14 protein-coding genes are annotated in these 12477 nt (G+C 63.4%); 1 reads left to right on the top strand and 13 read right to left on the bottom strand.

Annotated elements, in window-relative coordinates; all coding sequences use genetic code 11:
• Position 1: 1 nt before the first annotated feature.
• The 10 genes from fliO to fliF all read right to left on the bottom strand — a co-directional run bounded on the left by fliO (position 2) and on the right by fliF (position 9424).
• Positions 2 to 601 (bottom strand): flagellar biosynthetic protein FliO, encoded by a 600-nt coding sequence (gene fliO, locus KO539_RS04555; RefSeq protein WP_219307545.1) that lies wholly within the window; start codon positions 599 to 601, stop codon positions 2 to 4.
• Positions 598 to 1032 carry a flagellar motor switch protein FliN gene (gene fliN, locus KO539_RS04550; protein ID WP_034754038.1) on the bottom strand — a complete coding sequence of 145 codons (435 nt, stop codon included), beginning with the start codon at positions 1030 to 1032 and terminating at the stop codon, positions 598 to 600. Before fliN ends, fliO begins: the two co-directional genes overlap by 4 nt.
• A 51-nt stretch (positions 1033 to 1083) precedes the next feature.
• On the bottom strand, positions 1084 to 2070 hold the full coding sequence (fliM, locus tag KO539_RS04545; RefSeq protein ID WP_034754035.1) for a flagellar motor switch protein FliM: 987 nt from the start codon (positions 2068 to 2070) through the stop codon (positions 1084 to 1086).
• 6 nt (positions 2071 to 2076) lie between these two features.
• On the bottom strand, positions 2077 to 2589 hold the full coding sequence (gene fliL, locus KO539_RS04540; RefSeq protein ID WP_035821361.1) for a flagellar basal body-associated protein FliL: 513 nt from the start codon (positions 2587 to 2589) through the stop codon (positions 2077 to 2079).
• A 186-nt stretch (positions 2590 to 2775) separates the two neighbouring features.
• A complete protein-coding gene (locus KO539_RS04535) occupies positions 2776 to 4074 on the bottom strand; it encodes a flagellar hook-length control protein FliK (protein ID WP_257626102.1) in 1299 nt (432 codons plus the stop codon).
• Positions 4075 to 4093: 19 nt separating this feature from the next.
• Positions 4094 to 4534 (bottom strand): flagellar export protein FliJ, encoded by a 441-nt coding sequence (gene fliJ, locus KO539_RS04530; protein ID WP_035821358.1) that lies wholly within the window; start codon positions 4532 to 4534, stop codon positions 4094 to 4096.
• A gap of 32 nt (positions 4535 to 4566) precedes the next feature.
• A complete protein-coding gene (fliI, locus tag KO539_RS04525; protein WP_225242837.1) occupies positions 4567 to 5883 on the bottom strand; it encodes a flagellar protein export ATPase FliI in 1317 nt (438 codons plus the stop codon).
• Positions 5884 to 5972: 89 nt separating this feature from the next.
• Complete coding sequence (locus KO539_RS04520; RefSeq protein ID WP_051959609.1) at positions 5973 to 6674, bottom strand: flagellar assembly protein FliH; 702 nt, start codon at positions 6672 to 6674, stop codon at positions 5973 to 5975.
• A 43-nt stretch (positions 6675 to 6717) separates the two neighbouring features.
• A complete protein-coding gene (gene fliG / locus KO539_RS04515) occupies positions 6718 to 7716 on the bottom strand; it encodes a flagellar motor switch protein FliG (protein WP_034754023.1) in 999 nt (332 codons plus the stop codon).
• Entirely contained in the window at positions 7709 to 9424 is a 1716-nt protein-coding gene (gene fliF, locus KO539_RS04510) for a flagellar basal-body MS-ring/collar protein FliF (protein ID WP_099402998.1), read from the bottom strand. The genes fliG and fliF overlap by 8 nt, the downstream gene beginning before the upstream one ends.
• Before the next feature lie 327 nt (positions 9425 to 9751).
• Here fliF and fliE point away from each other — a divergent pair, with 327 nt between their 5' ends.
• Positions 9752 to 10054 carry a flagellar hook-basal body complex protein FliE gene (gene fliE, locus KO539_RS04505; RefSeq protein ID WP_230539976.1) on the top strand — a complete coding sequence of 101 codons (303 nt, stop codon included), beginning with the start codon at positions 9752 to 9754 and terminating at the stop codon, positions 10052 to 10054.
• Positions 10055 to 10197: 143 nt separating this feature from the next.
• Here fliE and KO539_RS04500 read toward each other — a convergent pair whose 3' ends face one another.
• Genes KO539_RS04500 through KO539_RS04490 form a run of 3 tightly spaced genes read right to left on the bottom strand, consistent with a single transcriptional unit; the run spans position 10198 to position 12470 of the window.
• Complete coding sequence (locus KO539_RS04500) at positions 10198 to 10944, bottom strand: flagellar brake protein (RefSeq protein WP_219307543.1); 747 nt, start codon at positions 10942 to 10944, stop codon at positions 10198 to 10200.
• 25 nt (positions 10945 to 10969) lie between these two features.
• Positions 10970 to 11296, bottom strand: a complete 327-nt coding sequence (locus KO539_RS04495) for an EscU/YscU/HrcU family type III secretion system export apparatus switch protein (protein WP_035821344.1) — start codon at positions 11294 to 11296, stop codon at positions 10970 to 10972.
• Positions 11289 to 12470 (bottom strand): flagellar hook-length control protein FliK, encoded by a 1182-nt coding sequence (locus tag KO539_RS04490; RefSeq protein ID WP_219307541.1) that lies wholly within the window; start codon positions 12468 to 12470, stop codon positions 11289 to 11291. The genes KO539_RS04495 and KO539_RS04490 overlap by 8 nt, the downstream gene beginning before the upstream one ends.
• Between the last annotated feature and the right edge of the window lie 7 nt (positions 12471 to 12477).

Raw genomic sequence — 12477 nt, 5'->3', positions numbered from 1 at the left:
CTTATTTCCCATTGCGTTTTTCGATGGTCTGTTTCAGCCATTCGGAAAAATTGGCGGCCGCGGGGCCGTTTTGCGCCGTGGCCAGTTGCGGCAGATCGCCTTCCTGGCGCGGCATGGTGGCCAGCGCGTTGATCCTGCCGGGCGAGGCGCCGACGACGATCCACTGGTCGGCCACTTCGACGAGGACGATGCGTTCGCGTCCGCCCAGGTTGAGCGAGCTGACGACGCGCATCTTGTTGTTGCCGCCCATCACCTTGGGGCCATAGCGTTTCATGAACCAGGCCAGGCCGATCAAGAGGGCCAGCACGAACACGAGCGCGAAGATGGTTTGCAGCAGGCTGCCGGCCGAGCTGGTCGGCGCCATCGTCATCGGTGCGCCGGGCGGCATGGCGGGCAGGGCGGCGGCAGGCGAGGCAGCCGCTGTAGTGGCAGGTGAGGCTGCTGGCGCCGCTGCGGCAGGCGGCGTCTCGCTTGCCAGCGCGACGGAAGCGCTGGCGGCGCTGGCCGCCGCTGGTGCGGACGCGGCTGGCGCTTCAGCCAGGGCAATGCTGCATGCCGCCATCAGCGGCAGCATGGTGGAAATCAACAGGCCAGGCTTCATTTATTCAATTTTCGGATGCGTTCGGAAGGCGTGATGATGTCAGTCAGGCGGATGCCGAACTTGTCATTCACCACCACCACTTCGCCCTGGGCGATCAGGCAGCCGTTCACCAGCACGTCCATCGGTTCGCCGGCCAGGCCGTCGAGCTCGACCACGGAACCCTGTGCCAGTTGCAGCAGGTTCTTGATGGCGATCTTGGTGCGGCCCAGTTCGACCGTCAGCTGCACCGGGATATCGAGGATGAAATCAATATCGTTGTGCGTTTCCGACTTCGACGCCTGCTTGGAAAAGTCCTTGAACACGGCGGCGCTGGCCGCGCTGGCCGTATTGGCGGCCTGGTTCTGCAGCGCTTCGGCTTCCGCCTTGGCCTGCTCGGCAATGGCCGCGCCCCAATCGTCTTCCGCGCTTTGGTCGTCTTGGTTGTCAGACATGTGTTTCTCCTGTTGTACAGATACGGACCGCAACGCGGCCCGGGTATTTATTTAGTGGTTATTCATGTTATCGGCATTGGCCAACAACTTTTCAACCTTTAAGGCATATTGTCCGTTCAACACGCCGTACGTGCAATCCATCACGGGCACGCCGTCGACGGTCGCGGCGATCAGTTCCGGAATATTCAGCGGGATGATGTCGCCCACCTTCATGTTCAGGATTTCATCGAACGACACGCGCGCCGTGCCCAGCGAAGCCACCAGCTCGACTTCGGCGATCTGGATCTGCTGCGTCATCAAACGGATCCAGCGCTTGTCCACTTCCAGCGCCTCGCCCTGCAGGCTCGAGGTCAGCGAATCGCGGATCGGCTCGATCATCGAGTACGGCATGCAGAAGTGGATTTGTCCGGAAACGGAGCCCAGTTCCACCGTAAACGTGGATGCCACCACCACCTCGTTCGGCGTGGCGATGTTGGCGAACTGCGTGTTCATTTCTGAACGGATATATTCGAACTCGACGGGGAAGACCGGCTCCCACGACTTGGTATAGGCTTCGAAGACGATGTCGAGGATGCGCAGGATGATGCGCTGCTCCGTCTGCGTAAAGTCGCGCCCTTCGACGCGCGTATGGAAGCGCCCGTCGCCGCCGAACAGGTTGTCGACCAGCAGGAACACGAGGCCCGGATCGAAGACCATCAGGGCCGTGCCGCGCAGCGGCTTCATGTGCACCAGGTTCAGATTGGTCGGCACCACCAGATTACGGATGAACTCGCTGTATTTCGACACGCGCACGGAACCGACCGACACTTCGGCGCTGCGGCGCAGGAAGTTGAACAGGCCCACGCGCAGCAGCCGGGCGAAACGCTCGTTGATAATTTCCAACGTTGGCATCCGGCCGCGCACGATGCGCTCCTGGGTTGCCAGGTTGTAGGTACGAACTCCCGTGACATCTTCCGGCGCCTGCGCGTCGTCCTGGTCTCCGTTGACGCCCTTGAGTAGGGCATCGACTTCTTCCTGGGAGAGGAAATTATCGGCCATGGCTGCTTATTGAATGATGAATGCGGTAAATAATACGTCCGTTACGTCCTGCTCCGGCCCTTTGTCCTCGAACGGCTGGTTCACCTGATTGATGATTTCGGCCGCCAGTTGTTGCTTGCCTTCCACGGTATTGAGTTCGGATGCCTTCTTGCCGGACAGCAGCAGCAACAAGCGGCTGCGCACTTTCGGCATGTTGATCTTGATCAAGTCCATTTCTTCCGGGCTGCTGGCCTGCAAGGTAAACGCGATTTGCAGGTATTGCTCGCCATTTTCCGGCTGCAAATTGACGGTGAAGGCATCGATGGGCACGAAGACGGGCGGACCTGCCTTGGAAGCGGCATGTTTTTTCTTGCTCGGTGCCGATTCTTCTTTATCGGCCTTGCCATGCAGGAAGTACCAGGCGGCACCGCCACCGATACCGCCAGCCACCAGCACCGAGGCCAGCACGATGATCAGAAGCTTCTTTTTCGAGGCGCCGGCGGGAGCCAGGCCTGCATCTGCTTTCGGATCTGCTTTCATTTTTGGATTTGCTTTCAATGGTACTCGAGTGCATGGAAGTGGATCACGACGCCATTATGTCATTATCGGCAAATTCTGCGCAGAAGGATGCAGTGAAAAGAGGGCGGAAGCGCCCTCAACTCGCTGTTTTTAGACGAAAAGTTACGCCGTGGGGCGCGCCAGTGGCTTGCGGATGACGAATTATCCTCAGGCAAAGGTATCCACGGCACTCAGGCTGGGCCGGCTGCGTCCGCCTGTCGCCGGCGCGATGGCGATCTCGCCACCCGATGCGCCACCACCCTGGCCATTGCCACGGCGTTCGCCAGATGCTTCCCGGTTACCCTGGTCCTGCTGTTCCGGTGTGCCGGCCGAGACGGTGGCGCTGCCAAAGGCGATGCCCGCTTCGCTCATCATTTCGCGCAGGCGCGGCATGGCCGCTTCCAGCGCCTGGCGCACTTCCGGCTGGGCCGACATGAAGGCGGCATCGGCCTGGTCATTGGTAACCGTCAGTACCACTTGCACGGGGCCCAGGTCGGGCGGATTCAGGGTCAGGGTGGCGCTCTGGTCGCCGCCAGCGGCCATCCACACAACTTTCTGCCCCAGTTGCTGGTCCCAGGCCGGCGTGCCGACCCGGCCAGTCAGCTTGTCTGCCGGCACGGCCACGGCGGCCGCGGCCTGCTGCAGCGCGCCCGGCTGCAACTGGGCCGCCAGGCGGCTCAGGTCGGCAGGGGTTTCCCTGAGGACCGGTTCGGCCACGGCAGCGCCCGCCTTGGCGGTCGCCGCCAGCTGCGCGTCGATGGCCAGCTTGCCCGGTTCGGCCTTGCCGGTCGGCACGCTGGCGCCCGGTGTGGCGGCAGCCTTGCCTTGGGCCTGGCCCAGGCTGTCGGCAAAGTCGCCGCTGTCGGCTTGCGCGATGACGGTGGCGGCAGCCTTGCCGCTGCCCTGGCCGGCTGCCAGCAATGGCCCTGTCGCCGGGTTCTTGCCTTCTGCCTTGACGCTGGCGCGCGCCGGCAGTTCCGGCACGGCCTTGGCGGTGGCTGCCGGTGGCTGGATGGCCAGCTGGATGCTGCCTACCAGGGCCAGCATTTCGGCGGCCGGATCGGCTGGCGGCGTGACTGGCGCGGCGGGGGCGGCGGGCACGCTGGCTTCGGCCGTGGCGCTGTCGGCGGTGGCGGGTGTCGCTGCCTCGCTCGATTGCGCGGGCGGCTGTTCGCTGCTGGCCGCCTGTTCGGTGCCTGCTTGCGCCGCTTTCGCTTCGTTCGCTGGCGCCTGGGCGGGTGCCTGCGTGGCGGCAGGGCTGGCGGGACGAGCTGCCGGTGCCGGCGCAGGCGTTTGTATTTGCGCTTGCGCCATATTGCGGCTGGCCTGGCGTTGCTCGATCTGGCGGTTCAGGGTGCGCTGGAAGTCACCCGCCGTGCCGCTGGTGGACGGCTGGCTGCGGTTGGCGGCACCCGGCGTGGCGTTCGGCGAGATAATCTGGGAAATCGGTGTTGGCTGGGTTTGCATGATGCTGCCTCAGTGTTGCTTAGCGTTTGTAATAGGCTTGTCGCGCCGCGTGCTCATCCATTGCTTTCTGGTCGCGCTTGTTTTCCAGCTTCAGCGCCTGTTCCTGCGCCCGGTTGTTCAGGGTGGTGTAGGACATGCGCTTACGTTCGGCCAGCTGCCAGCGCATCTTTTCATTGTCGCTGCGCGCTTGCGCATGCTCGACCACTTGCTGCTGGCCCAGGATGGCGCTGTCGAGCTTGACCATGAAGGCCTGGAAGTTGCGGTAAGCCATGGGCGTAATGCCGCTGCTCATGCTTGCCTCGAAGCGCTTGGCGTAATCGTCGCGGTAGCCGGACAGCATGTCGAGTTTCTGGCGGCAATCGTCGAGCGCTTTCAGGGCCGCGCCCAGGCGCTTGGCGCAGTCATCCGTTTCGCGCTGGGCAAGGTCGATCAGGGTTGCAAGTTGGGAAGGAGAGGCCATGGCTGATTATATTCCCGCTATGCAAGCCCTAATCACTCGAATAGAGCGGTAAGTTGCCCCAAGCTCTCGTCCATGCTGACCCGCTCCGTGATTTGCTGTTGTAAAAACGCCTCGATCTTTTCATGCAGGGCAATCGCCTGGTCCAGCACGGGGTCGGTGCCGGCGCTGTAGGCGCCCACGCTGATCAGGTCGCGGCTGCGTTCATAGCGCGAATACAGCTGTTTCAGCTTGCGCGCCTGCTGCTGGTGTTCGTGCGTGGTGATCGAGTGGGCGGCGCGCGAAATCGATTGCTCGATGTCGATGGCGGGATAGTGTCCCGCTTCGGCCAGGCGGCGGTTCAGCACGATGTGGCCGTCAAGAATCGCGCGCGCCGAGTCGGCGATCGGATCCTGCTGGTCGTCGCCCTCGGTCAGCACGGTGTAGAAGGCCGTGATCGAGCCGCCACCTTCCTCGCCATTGCCGGCCCGCTCCACCAGCACGGGCAGCTTGGCGAAGACGGACGGCGGATAGCCCTTGGTGGCCGGTGGCTCGCCGATGGCCAGGGCGATTTCGCGCTGCGCCATGGCGTAGCGGGTCAGCGAATCCATGATCAGCAGCACGTTTTGCCCCTGGTCGCGGAAATACTCGGCAATCGCCGTCGCATACGCGGCCCCTTGCAGGCGCATCAGTGGCGGCGTGTCTGCCGGCGCGGCCACGACGACGGAACGGGCCAGGCCTTCGGGGCCGAGGATTTGCTCGATGAATTCTTTTACTTCGCGTCCCCGTTCGCCGATCAGGCCGACGACGATCACGTCCGCTTCCGTGTAGCGGGCCATCATGCCCAGCAGCACGCTTTTACCGACGCCGGAACCGGCGAACAGGCCCATGCGCTGGCCACGGCCCACGGTCAGCATGGCGTTGATCGAGCGCACACCCACGTCGAGCGTGTCGACGATGGGGGCGCGGCCCAGCGGATTGGCGGGGCGTACATTGATGGGGGCGCTGTCGGTCGTGTGCAGCGGACCGAGCTGGTCGAGCGGGCGGCCCGCACCGTCGAGCACGCGGCCCAGCAGTTGCGGCCCCACGGGCAGGTGGCGCGCGCGGTCGCTGGGGCGGCGGCGCGGGTGCGCCACGCTGCCGGGTCGGGGAATGGCCGGTTCGACGGAAAACACGCGCGTGCCGGGCACGATGCCCTCGACATCGCTTTGCGGCATCAAAAACAGGCGCTCGCCTTCAAAACCGACCACTTCCGCCTCGACCCTGCCGCCATTGGGCAGCGGCACGGTGCAGGCGGCGCCGACGGCCAGGCGCAAGCCCACGGCTTCCATCACCAGGCCGGCCACGCGCGTGACGCGGCCTGAAATCTGCATCGGTTCGACAAAGCCGACCACGGCCGTACAGTCGCTCAGGTAGGCGCGCCAGCGCGCCGCATGGGCAGTCGGGCCTTTGACGGGCTCGCTCACGGCGCCAGCCAGTCCAGGTCTTTGCCCAGCGCATGCGTCAGGCGGTGCCAGCGGGTGGATGTCTGCGCGTCGATCTGGTTGCTGGCCGTGTCGATCTTGCAACCGCCGCGTTCCACGCTGGGGTCTTCGATGACGCGCCAGCCACCTTTGTCGAGCTCATCGCCGATGCCGTCGCGCACCACTTGCGCGTCTTCCGGGTTGAGCATCAGCAAGGCAGGTTGTTGCAGCACGGGCAAGTATTCGATGGCTTCGCGCACCATCGGCAGCATCAGCTCGGGGCGCACGGGCAAGGCTGTCTTGAGCATGCCCTTGGCCAGTTGCAAGGCCAGTTCCATGACGTCGTTGGCGATCAGCTCGTCGGCCTGCTGCACGGCCGTGCCAAAGTCGACGGCGATGGTTTGCAGATGCGCCAGTTCCACGGCGGACGCCGCCTTGCCTTGCGCATACGACTCGGCATGGCCATCGGCATGCCCGGCCGCGTGGCCTTCCGCATAGCCGGCCGCGCGGCCTTCGTCGAAGGCCGTGGCGCGCGCTTCTTCGCGGATGGCGTCGAGTTCTTCCTGCGTCGGGTATTCGAGCGGCGGCGCCGGCTCTTCCTCTTGCAGCTCGGCAAATGGATCGAATTCCGGTTCGGGATCCGGTTCCAGCAGCTTGCGCGCCGCCACCACGCTGGGACGCTCGTCGCCAAACGAGGTCATTTCCCAGCGCTGGTAGGCGGTTTGCTGCTCTTTGGGAATCAAGTTAGACAAACGAATCCTCGCCTTTTCCGCCTAGGACAATCTGCCCCTCGTCCGCCAGGCGGCGCACGATCTGCAGGATCTGTTTCTGCTGCGATTCCACTTCCGACAGGCGCACGGGGCCTTTCGATTCCAGGTCTTCGCGCATCATCTCGCCGGCGCGCTGCGACATGTTCTTGAAGATCTTGTCGCGCAGCTCCTGCGAGGCGCCTTTCAGGGCGATGATCAGCATTTCCGACTGCACTTCGCGCAGCAGCAGCTGGATGCCGCGGTCGTCGATGTCGATCACGTTGTCGAACACGAACATTTCGTCCATGATCTTTTGCGCCATGTCATTGTCGTAGTTCTTGATATTGTCCATGACCGAGCCTTCTTGCTCGCCGCTCATGAAGTTCAGGATCTCGGCCGCCGCACGCACGCCGCCCAGCGACGATTTCTTGATGTTTTCGTTACCCGACAGCAGTTTCGTCAGCACGTCGTTGAGCTCGCGCAAGGCGGCCGGCTGCACACCGTCCAGGGTGGCGATGCGCAAGACGACGTCGTTGCGCAAGCGGTCCGTGAAGTGGCCGAGGATTTCGCAGGCCTGGTCGCGTTCCAGGTGGACCAGGATGGTGGCGATGATCTGCGGGTGCTCGTTGCGGATCAGCTCGGACACGGATTGCGAATCCATCCACTTCAGCGATTCGATGCCGGACGCATCCTTGCCGCCCAGGATGCGCGACAGCAGCACGGACGCCTTGTCGTCGCCCAGCGCCTTGGTGAGCACTTGCCGGATGTATTCGTCCGAATCGAGGCCGACGGTGGAATTGAGTTCCGTCTGCGCGCGGAAGTCGCCGAGCACCTCGACCACTTGCTCGTGCGCGATGCCCTTCATGGTGGCCATGGCGGCGCCCAGTTTCAGCACTTCGCGCGGGCCGAGGAATTTCATGACCTCGGCCGCTTCGCTCTCGCCCAGTGCCAGCATCAGGATCGATGCCTTTTGCAGTCCCGTTGTCTCAGTCATTATTGCCTATCCATGCTTTGATTACGTTGGCCACCACGCGCGGGTCTTCCTGCGCCAGTTTCCTGGCCATCGCCAGGTTTTCGCGATAACCGCGCGCCGTATCTTCTTCCAGCTCTTCCAGTTCCGCTTCGCTGAGCAGGACTTCGTTTTCTTCGTCCGTCTTGGCCAGTTCCGGTTCGATGACGGGCGGCGGGGCGCCGAAATCGTCGATCTTGCGCATCACGGGGCGCAGCATCGGGCGCACGATCTTGATGAAGATATACAGCAGGATCAGGGCCGTGATGAGGAATTTCGCCAGTTCCTTGGCCAGCGGCAAGTTGGCCGGGTCGCGCCACCACTCCAGCTTGCCTTCCGGCGCGCGGTCGATGCCGTCGAAGGGCGAGTTGGCCACGCTGAAGCTGTCGCCGCGCTCCTTGTTGTAGCCCATCGCTTCCTTGACCAGATTATTGATCTGGACCATTTCGGCAGGGGAAATCGGCTTGACCGTGACCTTGCCATCCTTGTCGAAGCTGCGGCGATAGTTGACGACGACGGCCACCGACAGGCGGCGCAGGCCGCCCATCGATTTCTGCTCATAGCGCACGGTCTTGTCGACTTCATAATTCGTTGTCGATTCCTTCTGTGTCGGCGCCGTCGGCGCGCCGCCCGGTGCGCCAGGCGCTTCGGCCGTCAACGGCGCCGTCGCCACGCCTGGCGGCTGGTTCGACAGCGCGCCCGGCACGCCGGATGGGTTGGCATTGCCGGCGCCCGTCGATTCGCTCGTTTGCTGGCTGCGGATGGTGGACGCTTCCGGCGGCGAGTTCGGCTTGTAGGTTTCAGCCGCCTGCTCGCTTTGCGAAAAATCGACATCGGCCGTCGCTTCGGCGCGCACATTGCCTTCGCCGACGATGGGCAGCAAGATCGATTCGACCTGCTTGATCACGCTTTGCTGCAATTGCTGCACGTACTTTAATTGGTTCGGGTCCAGGCTCTTGATGCCGTTGGCACGGTCCTTGTCCTTTTCCTGGTTCGACAGCAGGGTGCCGGCCTGGTCGACCACGGTGACATTGATTGGCAGCAATTCCGGCACGCTGGACGCCACCAGGTGCACGATGGCGCTCACCTGCAACTGATCGAGGCCGCGGCCAGGATGCAGGTTCAGCAGCACGGACGCCGTCGGTTTTTGCTGTTCGCGCACGAAGACGGACGGTTTGGGCAGCGCCAGGTGGACACGCGCCGTGTCGACGGCGGACACCGATTCGATCGATTTGGCCAGTTCGCCTTCGAGGGCGCGCTGGAAATTGACCTGTTCCAGAAATTGCGACACGCCCAGCTTCTGGTTTTCCATCAGCTCGAAGCCCACGTTGCCGCCCTTCGGCAAACCTTGCGCGGCCAGTTTCAGGCGCGCGTCATGGACTTGTTCGGATGGCACGAGAATGGCGCCGCCGCCTTCGGAAAACTTGTGCTTGATGCCCAGCTGGTCCAGCGAGGCGGTGATGGCGCCGCCGTCGCGGTCCGTGTAGTTCGAGAACAGGACTTTGTATTCGGGCGGCTGGTTCCACATGTACAGGGCCACGCCGATGGCGACCAGTGCCGCCACGCCCAGGCCGCGCAGGAAATTCTTGCCCATCGGCGTCTTGGCGAAGGCTTGCACGGACTCCACGGGCGAGCGGGCAGGCGCCGGTTCCGGGGGTATGCGGTTCACATCGATTTCTTCGGCTACAGCCATGATTGCCTTCCAGGGCGCGTATGTTTGGTAATGAGCGGGGGCCGCTTCCTCGGGAGGAGGGGCGATATGCAGAATTATCCGCCACTGTCACGCGCTTCAATCGTCCAAATAGAAGGCGCTTTTGCCGCCTGCTCGGCCGAGCGGCTGGCGTTGACGCTGGTATTGTGGAACCCTGGCAACATGTGACGGAAGTTATTGTACCCGTCGTTGCCTTGCAAGCCAGGGTTTTGTTCTCTGGGTGCAACAGGCATGGAACAGATATGAAGCAGACCAGAATCGGGAGGCAAAGTGAAAACAGGCGGTATCGATAGCAGCAGGATCGAGGCGATGATCGCGCAACTGAAGTCGGCGGCCACGCGGCCGGAGGCGAAAATACCGGCGATCCAGACCGAGATGCCGGCGGCAAAGGTGAATTTTGCCGATGCCTTCAAGAGCGCGCTCGACTCCGTGAGCGGCGCGCAAAAGGCCTCGTCGGCACTGGGTCAGCGCTTTACCATGGGCGACGAAAAGGTCAGCCTGTCGGACGTGATGGTATCGATGCAAAAGTCGAGCATCGAATTCCAGGCGACGGTGCAGGTGCGCAATAAGTTAGTCTCGGCATATCATGAGATCATGAATATGCAGGTTTGATACAGACAAGTGTATTGGTACGTCACGAACGCCTTACAAACCGTAGCGAGCGGAAGCCAGTTGTGGCCGAGAAGCGGAACTGTACTCTAGTACAGTGAGCATCGCAGGCCGCAAATGGCGACGCGCAGTAGGTTTGTAAGGTGTTAACCTAACCCAGCCATCCTGGCATTCCGCTCGCGTTCAAGACGCGTGATATAGCGCTGCACGTGCGCCAGCATGCTGCGCGGCAGGTCGACGAACTGGCAGCCGAGGCGGCGGTTCAGCTTGTTGTTCAGCAGGGTCATGTCCAGCGAATTGCGAATTTGCAAAGTCGCCGTGACGATGCCGACGTCGGGCAAGTCGATGCGGCAGCCGGGATAGTCCCTGCCGATGGTTTCGCCCAGCATCAGTTTATTGTCGAGGATGGCGATGCCGCCGCAGCTGATGTCGGCCAGCGGGAACAGGGTATCGGCGCCGCCCAGCGAAGGCGGCAGGGGGATCGAGACGCGCACGGGATTGCTCACCGGTGTCGTCATGCGGTAATACTCGCGCCGCTGCAAGCGGATCAGCGTTTCTGGAATGGCAATTTTCAAGGCGGGCGTGCCGCCGTAATGGCACTCTTCCACCTGGGCGCTGGCAAACAGGATGCGGATCTTGTCGAGCGAGGTTTCAAACGAAATGCCCTTGGCGGCCAGCATGCGCCGGTTCTGGTCGGCGTTCACGGAACGGTCGAGGATGACGCTATCGTGCTCGGCATCGACTTCCAGGATGGAAGTGACGCACACATCGGATTCACCGTGGATCAGCATGCGGATCAGCTGGTTCTTTTCGCTGATGCTGCGCAGCAAGGCGATGATTTCCCGCCGCGATTCCACTTCAAAATCATGCCAGTTTTCGAGGCCGGAATCCATAATATGTGCTTGCATTGATGCCTGTCTATGTATCGGTGAGGTTGACGCTGGTGTCGGGCGGCGGCGGGATCGGCCCGCCATTCGCAGATTCAATATGATATAACCAGGCCAGCAGTTCCGCAATCGCCCGATACAGGCCGGGCGGAATCTGGCGGTCCAGGTCGACATCCATCAGCAGCGCCACCAATTCCTTCGATTCATGTACGAAGACGCCGTGCTCGCGCGCCGTGCTGATGATCTGGTCCGCGATCAGGCCGCTGCCCTTGGCCACCACCTTGGGCGCCGGCGTGCCGCTCTGGTAAGCCAGGGCGACGGCCGTCTGCGGCACCTTGCGCTTGGTGTCGTCAAGCATCATCTTCTCCAGCGGCCGCCTCCGGCTTGCCGGCGATCGTCAACGACGACAAGGGCCAGCCGGCCGCATCGAGCGACGCTTCCAGCGCCGCCGCATGCTGGCGCAAGGTGCCGGCGCTGCCTTCGCTGCCCGCCTGCAGCTGGATGGCCACTCTGCCTCCCTGCAAGACCACGTGCGCGGCCAGGTCGCCCAGCAGGGGAAACTGGAAGCGCACGTTGCTGCGCCAGGCCGTCGTTTCCTCGTCGGCCTCCGTGCCAGCGTGCTGCTGGCCTTCCGGCGCATCGCGGCTGATATCCCACTGCATCTTCTGGCCGGGCCAGGCTTCGCCCTGCCACTGCACGCGCGCCTGTTCGTGCGTATGCAGCTGCAAATTGATCAGTTGCGCCGAAGCCAGGTCGGTCCCTGTTCTGCTCGTCTCACCCTGGGCCGCCTTCTGCATTTGCGGCTCCAGCAGCAGCGACGCGAGCGGCCGCTTGCCTTCGGCCCATTCGGCCACATGCGATTCATAGAACAAGCCGCTGCTGCCGACGGCATCGCGCAGATTCTGCGCTACCTGGGCCGGGGCGGCGCCGGGCGTGGCCATCAGCGGCGTCTTGCCGACCAGCGACAGGGGCGCACCGGGCACGCTTTCCGCCTGGCTGAGCACTGTGCTGATGGCGCGCGCTGTGGAGCTCAGCTCGGGCGCGGGCGTGTCGCTTGCCAGGGCGGGCAGCAGATTGGCGGGTGTCAGCGGCGCGCGGCTGAGCAGGGTGGCGGCCGTGCTGCTGGCGCGCGTGCCGGCCTGAGCGGCACCGGCCTGGGGTCCGCGCGCGTCAAGGGCGTCGGGTTCGGCTTCCGCGTCCGCATACGTGAGCAGGGCGCTGGCGGGCTGGTCGCGGTTATTGCCGATTTGAAAAGAGGGGCGGGGATTGATGCCGATCAAGGTCAGCGGGATTTCCGTGCCTGGGTGGGCGCCGGCGGGCAGTTGCATGCTGGCCGGCGTGCCGGCCACGCGCACGAGGAAGCTGCCGTCGCCCATGCGGGCCAGCACTTGCCCCTGCATGGATTTGCCGATCAGTCCCTGCAGCGAGCGCTGGAACTCGGCCTGGCGCGGATCGGCGACGGCGTCGGCCGCCCGCGTGGGCTTGACCGGGGTCAGGGGCGTCATGCCGATCGCATCCATCTTCGGCAACATGATAGCG

This window comes from Janthinobacterium sp. NKUCC06_STL (assembly GCF_019345455.1).
GTDB classification, from domain to species: domain Bacteria; phylum Pseudomonadota; class Gammaproteobacteria; order Burkholderiales; family Burkholderiaceae_D; genus Janthinobacterium; species Janthinobacterium rivuli.
Note: the sequence above shows the minus strand (reverse complement) of the source record. Positions and strands in the feature narration are given on the sequence as shown.

Coding starts and splice junctions, on each gene's coding strand:
- fliO (WP_219307545.1), bottom strand. CDS start 601: ATGAAGCCTGGCCTGTTGATTTCCACCATGCTGCCGCTGATGGCGGCA.
- fliN (WP_034754038.1), bottom strand. CDS start 1,032: ATGTCTGACAACCAAGACGACCAAAGCGCGGAAGACGATTGGGGCGCG.
- fliM (WP_034754035.1), bottom strand. CDS start 2,070: ATGGCCGATAATTTCCTCTCCCAGGAAGAAGTCGATGCCCTACTCAAG.
- fliL (WP_035821361.1), bottom strand. CDS start 2,589: ATGAAAGCAGATCCGAAAGCAGATGCAGGCCTGGCTCCCGCCGGCGCC.
- KO539_RS04535 (WP_257626102.1), bottom strand. CDS start 4,074: ATGCAAACCCAGCCAACACCGATTTCCCAGATTATCTCGCCGAACGCC.
- fliJ (WP_035821358.1), bottom strand. CDS start 4,534: ATGGCCTCTCCTTCCCAACTTGCAACCCTGATCGACCTTGCCCAGCGC.
- fliI (WP_225242837.1), bottom strand. CDS start 5,883: ATGCAGATTTCAGGCCGCGTCACGCGCGTGGCCGGCCTGGTGATGGAA.
- KO539_RS04520 (WP_051959609.1), bottom strand. CDS start 6,674: ATGACCTCGTTTGGCGACGAGCGTCCCAGCGTGGTGGCGGCGCGCAAG.
- fliG (WP_034754023.1), bottom strand. CDS start 7,716: ATGACTGAGACAACGGGACTGCAAAAGGCATCGATCCTGATGCTGGCA.
- fliF (WP_099402998.1), bottom strand. CDS start 9,424: ATGGCTGTAGCCGAAGAAATCGATGTGAACCGCATACCCCCGGAACCG.
- fliE (WP_230539976.1), top strand. CDS start 9,752: ATGATCGCGCAACTGAAGTCGGCGGCCACGCGGCCGGAGGCGAAAATA.
- KO539_RS04500 (WP_219307543.1), bottom strand. CDS start 10,944: ATGGATTCCGGCCTCGAAAACTGGCATGATTTTGAAGTGGAATCGCGG.
- KO539_RS04495 (WP_035821344.1), bottom strand. CDS start 11,296: ATGCTTGACGACACCAAGCGCAAGGTGCCGCAGACGGCCGTCGCCCTG.
- KO539_RS04490 (WP_219307541.1), bottom strand. CDS start 12,470: ATGTTGCCGAAGATGGATGCGATCGGCATGACGCCCCTGACCCCGGTC.